At 38.9% G+C, this 8,327-nt stretch carries 9 protein-coding genes; 3 read left to right on the top strand and 6 right to left on the bottom strand.

Annotated features, from left to right (window positions below):
- Positions 1–346, bottom strand: a 346-nt coding sequence (locus D5R40_RS27885; protein ID WP_134239630.1) for a HEAT repeat domain-containing protein, incomplete at its 3' end; no start/stop codon positions are given.
- Between the two features lies 1 nt (position 347).
- Here D5R40_RS27885 and D5R40_RS27880 point away from each other — a divergent pair.
- Entirely contained in the window at positions 348–653 is a 306-nt protein-coding gene (locus tag D5R40_RS27880; protein WP_240041670.1) for a HEAT repeat domain-containing protein, read from the top strand.
- Between the two features lie 158 nt (positions 654–811).
- Here the strand turns inward: D5R40_RS27880 and D5R40_RS27875 are convergent, their stop codons facing one another.
- The 3 genes from D5R40_RS27875 to D5R40_RS42205 all read right to left on the bottom strand — a co-directional run bounded on the left by D5R40_RS27875 (position 812) and on the right by D5R40_RS42205 (position 3,873).
- Positions 812–3,220, bottom strand: a complete 2,409-nt coding sequence (locus tag D5R40_RS27875; protein WP_124155521.1) for a HEAT repeat domain-containing protein — start codon at positions 3,218–3,220, stop codon at positions 812–814.
- A gap of 172 nt (positions 3,221–3,392) precedes the next feature.
- Positions 3,393–3,623, bottom strand: coding sequence for a type II toxin-antitoxin system HicA family toxin (locus D5R40_RS27870; RefSeq protein ID WP_240041669.1), 231 nt, complete (start codon positions 3,621–3,623; stop codon positions 3,393–3,395).
- Positions 3,601–3,873 carry a type II toxin-antitoxin system HicB family antitoxin gene (locus tag D5R40_RS42205; protein WP_124155520.1) on the bottom strand — a complete coding sequence of 91 codons (273 nt, stop codon included), beginning with the start codon at positions 3,871–3,873 and terminating at the stop codon, positions 3,601–3,603. Before D5R40_RS42205 ends, D5R40_RS27870 begins: the two co-directional genes overlap by 23 nt.
- A gap of 406 nt (positions 3,874–4,279) precedes the next feature.
- On the opposite strand from D5R40_RS42205, the gene D5R40_RS27860 reads away from it, so the two are divergent.
- On the top strand, positions 4,280–5,485 hold the full coding sequence (locus D5R40_RS27860) for a Coenzyme F420 hydrogenase/dehydrogenase, beta subunit C-terminal domain (RefSeq protein WP_124155519.1): 1,206 nt from the start codon (positions 4,280–4,282) through the stop codon (positions 5,483–5,485).
- Positions 5,486–6,075: 590 nt separating this feature from the next.
- Here the strand turns inward: D5R40_RS27860 and D5R40_RS36245 are convergent.
- Positions 6,076–6,270 carry a hypothetical protein gene (locus D5R40_RS36245; RefSeq protein WP_124155518.1) on the bottom strand — a complete coding sequence of 65 codons (195 nt, stop codon included), beginning with the start codon at positions 6,268–6,270 and terminating at the stop codon, positions 6,076–6,078.
- Positions 6,271–6,358: 88 nt separating this feature from the next.
- Here D5R40_RS36245 and D5R40_RS27850 point away from each other — a divergent pair, with 88 nt between their 5' ends.
- Entirely contained in the window at positions 6,359–6,814 is a 456-nt protein-coding gene (locus D5R40_RS27850; protein WP_375339418.1) for a nitrate reductase associated protein, read from the top strand.
- 266 nt (positions 6,815–7,080) lie between these two features.
- Here the strand turns inward: D5R40_RS27850 and rimM are convergent, their stop codons facing one another.
- Positions 7,081–7,710, bottom strand: coding sequence for a ribosome maturation factor RimM (rimM, locus tag D5R40_RS27845; RefSeq protein WP_124146949.1), 630 nt, complete (start codon positions 7,708–7,710; stop codon positions 7,081–7,083).
- Positions 7,711–8,327 lie beyond the last annotated feature (617 nt).

The following is an 8,327-nucleotide window of genomic DNA, read 5'->3' as shown; positions in this document are numbered from 1 at the left end:
CCTGTGTAGCAGAGGAACGCACCCCTGGTTTTTCATCTTGAAGTAAAGGTAAAAGAGCTTGGACGACAGGTTCAGAACCATTGCCTAAGTTGCCTAACACCTGTGCAGCAGAATTACGCACCCCTGGTTTTTCATCTTGAAGTAAAAGTAAAAGAGCTTGGACGACAGGTTCAGAACCATTGCCTAAGTTTGCCAACGTCTGTGCAGCAGAATAACGCACCGATGAATCTTCATCTTTTAGACATTTAACAATATCAAGAACAACAAATTTAGCGACTGAACCACTACCTCCTATTTTTCTAAGATCGTCCAACCTATCTCGTACCGTTGCCCCTGGAGCAAACAAATTGCGGACAAGCCTTTTACCTTTACTTCAAGATGAAAAACCAGGGGTGCGTTCCTCTGCTACACAGGTTTTAGGCAACTTAGGCAATGATTCTGAACCAGTGGTGCAAGCTCTTTTACCTTTACTTCAAGATGAAGATTCATTGGTGCGTTATTCTGCTGCAGAGGCGTTAGTCAAATTAGGCAATGGTTCTGAACCTGTAGTCCAAGTTCTTTTAGCTTTACTTCTAGATGAAGATTTATGGGTGCGTGATTCTGCTGCAGAGGCGTTAAAAAAGTTAGGCATTAATTCAAAGCTTGAAAAGTAAAAAACCTAGTTGTTCAATTAATAGGCGTTGCTGATTTTGGGTATGATTTGTATTTTTTTGTAATTTATAAACCATTGAATAACAACTATTTCAAATTGTTCAATTTTTATTTTCATACCTTGATTCAGCAACGCCTATTAATTGAACAACTAGGTTTTTTACTTTTCAAGCTTTGAATTAATGCCTAACTTTTTTAACGCCTCTGCAGCAGAATCACGCACCCATAAATCTTCATCTAGAAGTAAAGCTAAAAGAACTTGGACTACAGGTTCAGAACCATTGCCTAATTTGACTAACGCCTCTGCAGCAGAATAACGCACCAATGAATCTTCATCTTGAAGTAAAGGTAAAAGAGCTTGCACCACTGGTTCAGAATCATTGCCTAAGTTGCCTAAAACCTGTGTAGCAGAGGAACGCACCCCTGGTTTTTCATCTTGAAGTAAAGGTAAAAGAGCTTGGACGACAGGTTCAGAACCATTGCCTAAGTTGCCTAACACCTGTGCAGCAGAATTACGCACCCCTGGTTTTTCATCTTGAAGTAAAAGTAAAAGAGCTTGGACGACAGGTTCAGAACCATTGCCTAAGTTTGCCAACGTCTGTGCAGCAGAATAACGCACCGATGAATCTTCATCTTTTAGACATTTAACAATATCAAGAACAACAAATTTAGCGACTGAACCACTACCTCCTATTTTTCTAAGATCGTCCAACCTATCTCGTACCGTTGCCCCTGGAGCAAACAAATTGCGGACAAGCCTTTTAATCCTTTGCCTCTCTAACTCTTTTTCTAACTCCTCCAAATCTAATCCTGCTAGTTTCCCAATTTCATCTGCTACAAAACTAGGTACTCTAAGCTCTGAACCTTTTGCCAAACAACAATCTCTCGCTGCCAGCAAAAAGCCTTTAATTTCTTCCTTACCCAACTTTTCCTCTGCTGTTACCAGAAACTCCCGCCACTTTTCCTCATCATCCTTATTCTGCTCTACCAAATATAGTGCAGCCAAATATTCCGCCAACGGATCGAGAGCAAAGCGAATTTTGTTTCTATCTTTTCTTTCACCATATCCAATAGACTTGAGCAGTCGGAGGTGTTTCTCAAAATACTCAAGACATAATGTTGCATCATTTCTCCCCAAATCTTCAAAAGCTTTAACCACTGCTTCCCGCTCCGCATAGGATGGTCTATAATTTTGCTCCAAACATTTCCAAGCAATTAGTTGAGCATCTTGTTTAATTGTAGGATATTCACTCTTAGTCTCTCTTTCTCCTTGACGGTTCAACTTTTCTAAATGGTTAAGTATCAGATCGGGAATATTGTCGAGAGAACCCTCAGAGGTAAAATTATTCTCCTTACTATTGATCATCTTCTCAGCATAAAGCTTTGCCAGCAAAACAGTAATAGTCTTCTGTTCCCCAACAATGCGTGCAAGTTGAGCGCATTCCTGTAAAAAATCTTCTTGATCTGCCTCAAATAAATGCCACTTACCGCACTCCTTCAAATACTGCTCGATAAAATAAGCTAACTTTCCTCCATCAAACCGGAGAGTTTTAATTTTAATATCAATACCCCGGAAATCTTCCTCTATCCTGGAAGTGACAATTAAAGCATTTGCTGGAAACTCCTTCGAGTCAGGATTAAACTTTCCTTGAGTTTCTTGACTCATCTCCGAATAGCGATCGACTATCAATAAAATTCGGCGCTTTCGTAGGAGTTGTTTAACCAATAACTCATCAACTATCATTTGTTCGTTATCGATCAACTCCTGAATTTCTGCCATAATTGCTTCCATTATCGGTTTGATGCCATCTCCAGTATTATCAATTTCCTTCTCAATTAAAACTGGTAACATCAAATGTTTGGCTAAAGCTTTAGACTGATGCTGTTTTTTCATTGCCCATTTAGCAATTTGACAAGCAATAGTTGTTTTTCCTGAGCCTCCTTCACCCCAAATTAACAGTCGCACTCGCTTTTCCTTTTTAAAAGGTTCGCTCAAAGTTTCCGCCGTCAGTTCATCAATTTCCTGACTGTTTAATTCAACTGGAAGAGAAACATAATCTTTTCGTTCCTCAACAGTTTCATTTTCCAGAAACTTCTGTTGAAAAGTCTCCAGATGTTTTTCCACCCAAGCATCTAATACCCTGGGGCGATACTTGAGAAAACGTAAGATAGCAACAGGTAGTTTAACTTCTGGAGTTATTGGTGTTTTCGGTATCTTTAATTCCGCAGGTAGAACCAATAACAATAAGGGGCGAAACCAGAGAATTCCTAAATACAAACTCGTCAGCACAAAGATTAAAATTAACCATCCTTCCCAGTCTTTCTCATCATCAGAATTTTCCGAATTTTCCTGTGTTTTTTGTTCAGTTGGTTGACTTGTCTTTTTTGGTTCAAGACTAGCAGTAGGTTGAGGGTTAGGCTTAACATTTTCTTGGGCAAAGACTAGACTATTAATTTGCTTAGTGCTTGGGTATAATGGAGACAAACTTGTTACTATTAAAGGCAAAGAAGTAGACACCAGAGCTATTTTCAGCACAGCTAATAAGGTCTGTTTAGGAGGCTTGACCATAAATTAGAATACCCAAAAAGAGAATTTTTGAAAGTATATTATAGCAATTATTCATTGTAAGTAAATCGGTGATTATATAGGACTTAAGCACCTCAGCGATCGCCCCTCAGAGGTGGTTGGTTTTGGAGAAGCGATATTGCATCCGCAACGCTCCGCGAACGCTTTGGAGTAACTATAAAGTCACCCACTCATCAAGGGAGATAGGACGAGCGATAATTTCCTCAATTTCTCGAATCATCATCCGCAATTGGGGTACAGAATATTCATCGTTAGAGGGAATGGTTAAACGGTTATCATCGAAGACCATAAACTGGTGTCGGGAGCCAGAAAAAGGTCCATCAAATCCCAATTGTCGCAATTTTTTGACAAAATCCCGACGCTTACAGGGTGTCCACCGGATCACGGGTTGGCTCCTCGTTCAAATTGATGTTGCTAATAACTGGCAGAGCATGACGGAGTTTCAACCCTATTAGAATCCAATCTTCTAAGGTCGAGTGTAACTCATTCTCGCACTGGCGCAGTGTGGGTGCAAATGCGATAACGCCTTTGCAGGATGGAATTCTACCGACGAAAGTGCCATCTTCGAGTTTATCGTAAACTGCTTCGGACATTGCTTCGTCTATATATTGGCTTAAAATGTAATTTACGCTCATTACCGAACCTCTTTTAGTTTCCTGCTAAATTTGGGAATATCCATCGGTTGTCTTTGAGAGATTACTACAATATTAGTTCTAACATGGGGGAGAAGATTTGGGAACGGGAGATTTTTGGCGTTCCATATTAAGAATTTGTCAATAGACCTCTCCAGAAAAGAGGGAACAGGGAACAGGGAACAGGGAACAGGGGAAACCCACCCCTCGCCCCTCCCCCTCCCAGGAGGGGAGTAATTGATAATTTATGGATAATAATTGATTTTATTTTTGATTTTTACCAGATGTCTAATAGACCTCTCCATAATGATAACTGATAACTAAAAAGTGGTATTCTAGATAAAAGTTCCTAACTTTGCCTCCCTATTAATGGAGGTGAGGTACTGATAACTGATAACTGTTAACTGAAATGACTATTTCAACTCCAAACACCCCCAAACACAAGAAAGCTAAAGCACTTAGACCAGGTGCGCGTCGCCCTGCCAAAGAACTCTGTAGCGAATGTGGTTTGTGCGACACATATTATATCCATTATGTCAAGGATGCTTGTGCATTTCTTAACCAACAATTTGACAACCTCGAACAAGAAACTCACGGACGCACCCGCAACCTCGACAATGATAATGAGACTTATTTCGGCGTTCATCAAGATATGATGGCAGCTCGGAAAAAACAACCTATTGAAGGCGCACAATGGACTGGTATTGTGAGTACGATCGCCTGTGAAATGTTGAATAAAGGTATCGTGGAAGGCGTGGTCTGTGTACAAAATACTCAGGAAGACCGCTTTCAACCGATGCCAGTTATTGCCCGGACTCCGGAGGAAGTATTGGCAGCAAAAGTGAATAAACCGACTCTTTCTCCTAATCTTTCGGTATTAGAAGAAATTGAAAATTCTGGGATGAAAAAATTGTTAGTAATTGGGGTTGGTTGTCAGATTCAAGCATTACGAACCGTGGAAAAACAATTAGGTTTAGAAAAGCTCTATGTTTTGGGAACTCCCTGTGTAGATAATGTGACTAGAGAGGGTTTGCAAAAGTTCTTGGATACTACGAGTAAGTCACCAGAAACTGTGGTGCATTATGAATTTATGCAAGATTTTCGAGTACATTTTAAACATGAGGATGGCTCTATAGAAAAAGTGCCATTTTTTGGGTTGAATACTAAGAAATTAAAAGATGTTTTTGCTCCTTCTTGTATGAGTTGTTTTGACTATGTAAATGGTTTGGCAGATTTGGTCGTGGGATATATGGGAGCGCCTTTTGGTTGGCAGTGGATTACTGTTAGGAATGAGACTGGAAAACAAATGTTAGATTTGGTGATGAATCAGTTAGATACTCAACCTGTAATGTCTCAGGGAGATAGAAAAAATGCTGTTCAACAAAGTATTCCGGCTTATGACCAAGCTGTTACTTTGCCGATGTGGGCTGCAAAATTAATGGGAGTTGTTATTGAAAAAATTGGTCCTAAAGGTTTGGAATATGGGCGGTTTTCTATTGATTCTCATTTCACTCGTAATTATCTCTATGTTAAGCGGAATCATCCAGAAAAATTAGAGGCTCATGTGCCAGAGTTTGCCAAGAAAATTGTAGGGCAATATAAGTTGCCGAAATAATTTTTTGTTTGTAGTTTTGCTCTAGTCCTTTATACCAATTTGATAAATGTTTGCTACATTTTCTTGAGCGGGGGAGTGGGGCAGGGTCAATTTATTGTCACGCTTAGAAAAATTGATAGGGAGATGGGGAGATTCTTGATATTTGCACAATTAAATGTATTTCATATCCATATAAATATTCTCTGACGACAATGAATTAGCCCTGGGGGAGTGGGCAGGTGGGGGAGAAGTAAAAATAAGAATAATTAACAATAACTAGCTAATAATTATCAAAAAAAGTTATTCAGTCTGTGTTAATTACTTAATATAGCAATTCTCATATTGGTGAGGTACAAAATTCGTTTGTTTTAGGGAGTAGGGAGTAGTAATTCGAGAAACAGGGGATAGAAAAAAAGAAAAACAACTGTATATCACTAATTTGAGAAACGCTATAAAACATTTTTATTATGGCTAATTAATCAGACTTAATATTAGGGCTAAATAGGGCTTGCTGATTAAATATAAAAGCATTGAAATATAAAGACTTTAGCCTTTTTGGGAATGAAAAAAGTGCGCCTGTTTCAGTCTAAAACGCTCAAAAAGTTAGTATTTTAGGCGCATAGTTGGGCAGAAAAATCACTCTTACAATTCTTACTCCTACTTCCTCGCTCATTCCCATTTCTCCCCTCCTGGGAGGGGGAGGGGCGAGGGGTGGGTTGTCTCCTGTCTTCCCCTCCTGGGAGGGGGAGGGACGAGGGGTGGGTTATCTCCTGTCTCCTACCCCTACTAAAATACTTTTTCAGCAAACCCTAAATATTAGGAATAGAGCAAAACTACGAGCCTAATCATAACTGTTTTACCAGACATTATATAAAACTGAAAAATCAAGAAAATATGATCAATAATTATTTTGAATTTGAGCAAGACTTTGTAGAATCTCTACGATGTATTCCCATGATAGTCCGTTATAAATTAGATACCTGCGGAGTTAAATTAAAATTATCTCACTGGCATCAATTTAATCATTTAATTCGTCAAGAGCTAGTAGATAAATCTTGCAGTACACCAGAGGAAATTAAAAATTATCGAGAGTGGCTATATGAGTTAGTAATTAAACATACAGATACTCCTGCTAAAGAATTATCTATAGAACTAAATCCAGCTTGGATGGATGACACAAAAATTCCGGATGCTGTTCAAATTAAAGCTCAAGAAACAGGGGTTGAAATTAAATTAGAAAAATGGAAAAATCTAACTCCACTACAAAGATTTGTTCTGATTAAACTTAGTCGCCCAAGCCATGAAAATAAAAACTTTTTACCTGCTATTAAAGAATTTCAGTTGATGTAATTTTTTAGGGAGCATCTCATAGCAAGCAAAAATACTTTTTTTCTATATATTCCCTGTTGCCTGTTGCCTGTTGCCTGTTGCCTGTTGCCTGTTGCCTAAAAGCGATAATTTTTTGGCTTTATCATTTTCTTTGTGGGTTTAATACCCCACCGTCTACACGGTGTTCAAAATTACTTGGGGTTAGAATCCCCATGTAATTTTCCTCCTGTCTCCTGTCTCCTGTCTCCTGTCTCCTTCTTCAATCAAAATTGAGATGCACCCATTTTTTATAAGTCAATTAAGCCTAATGGGGGAATAATTTCAATGATACCTTTTTCAAAATTAACTACAGGAACAATTTCTTTAACAAAAGGAATTAATAGATTTTGAGGAGGGGAAGATTTAGGCTTTTTCTGATTTTTTTTACGCCGACTTCTCCCACTTTCTTGTAGTGGTTTATCTTGAGTAATAGTTTCAGAAATAATCGGAGTATCTGTAGATATTTTTTCTACCTCTAATAAATCGTTTCCTGCTGAAATCATACTCACAACTTTACCAATAATTTCCCCATTTAATTGATTAATAACCGTCAAACCAATTAAGTCTGGTAGATAAAATTCATCCTCTCCTAGTTGGGGGCGATCGCCTCGTTGGACGAACAAATGACTATTGCGTAATGCTTCAGCTTGTTCACGATTTTCAATCCCTGCCAACTGTATTACATATAACTCTTTACCAGGAAGATAACGACCACCCAGTAACTCAATATCTTGGGGGTCTACCTGACCTGGTTGTAATAACCATCTTTTTCCTGGTTCTAAGAATCTTTCTGGAAAGTCAGAGTTAGGGTATACTCGCAACTCTCCTCTCAAACCTTGAGGAGCAACAATTCTACCAATTTCAATCCATTCAGACATTTTTAAGTCAAAAGTTAAAAGTCAAAAGTCAAAAGTTAAAAGTCAAAAATTTGCTATTTCTATAATAGACATCTCCAAAAATCAAAAATCAAATCAATTATAGTACAGAAATTATCAATTATTCCCCTCCCAGGAGGGGGAGGGGCGAGGGGTGGGTTCCCTATTCCCTATTCCCTATTCCCTCTTTTGGAGGAGATGTCTAATGCTATAGATAGAAATATTATTAGTTTATCATTTCCCTTATGGGTTTAATACCCCACCGTCTACACGGTGCTCAAAATTGTTTGGGGGAGCGTAGACGCGGAGCGGCTTGTCGAAGACTATCCCCATGCAATTTTCCCTCCTGAGGAGGTCCTCCTGACTCCTGACTCCTTCTTCAAGTTAGAAGGAAGAAGTAAAAATCTGATAACTGATAACTGATAACTGATCTTTCCCTCTACTCCCTACTCCCTCATTTGGAGGAGATGTCTAATGCTATAGATAAAAATATTATTAGTTTATCATTTCCCTTATGGGTTTAATACCCCACCGTCTACACGGTGCTCAAAATTGTTTGGGGGAGCGTAGACGCGGAGCGGCTTGTCGAAGACTATCCCCATGCAATTTTCCCTCCTGAG

The organism is Okeania hirsuta (assembly GCF_003838195.1).
In the GTDB taxonomy this organism is placed as follows: domain Bacteria; phylum Cyanobacteriota; class Cyanobacteriia; order Cyanobacteriales; family Microcoleaceae; genus Okeania; species Okeania hirsuta.
This window is presented reverse-complemented; position numbering and strand designations above follow the sequence as displayed.

What these genes read in the sequence shown, in the direction of transcription:
- D5R40_RS27875 (WP_124155521.1), bottom strand. Translation starts at nt 3,220, where the DNA reads ATGGTCAAGCCTCCTAAACAGACCTTATTAGCTGTGCTGAAAATAGCT.
- D5R40_RS42205 (WP_124155520.1), bottom strand. Translation starts at nt 3,873, where the DNA reads ATGAGCGTAAATTACATTTTAAGCCAATATATAGACGAAGCAATGTCC.
- D5R40_RS27860 (WP_124155519.1), top strand. Translation starts at nt 4,280, where the DNA reads ATGACTATTTCAACTCCAAACACCCCCAAACACAAGAAAGCTAAAGCA.
- D5R40_RS27850 (WP_375339418.1), top strand. Translation starts at nt 6,359, where the DNA reads ATGATCAATAATTATTTTGAATTTGAGCAAGACTTTGTAGAATCTCTA.
- rimM (WP_124146949.1), bottom strand. Translation starts at nt 7,710, where the DNA reads ATGTCTGAATGGATTGAAATTGGTAGAATTGTTGCTCCTCAAGGTTTG.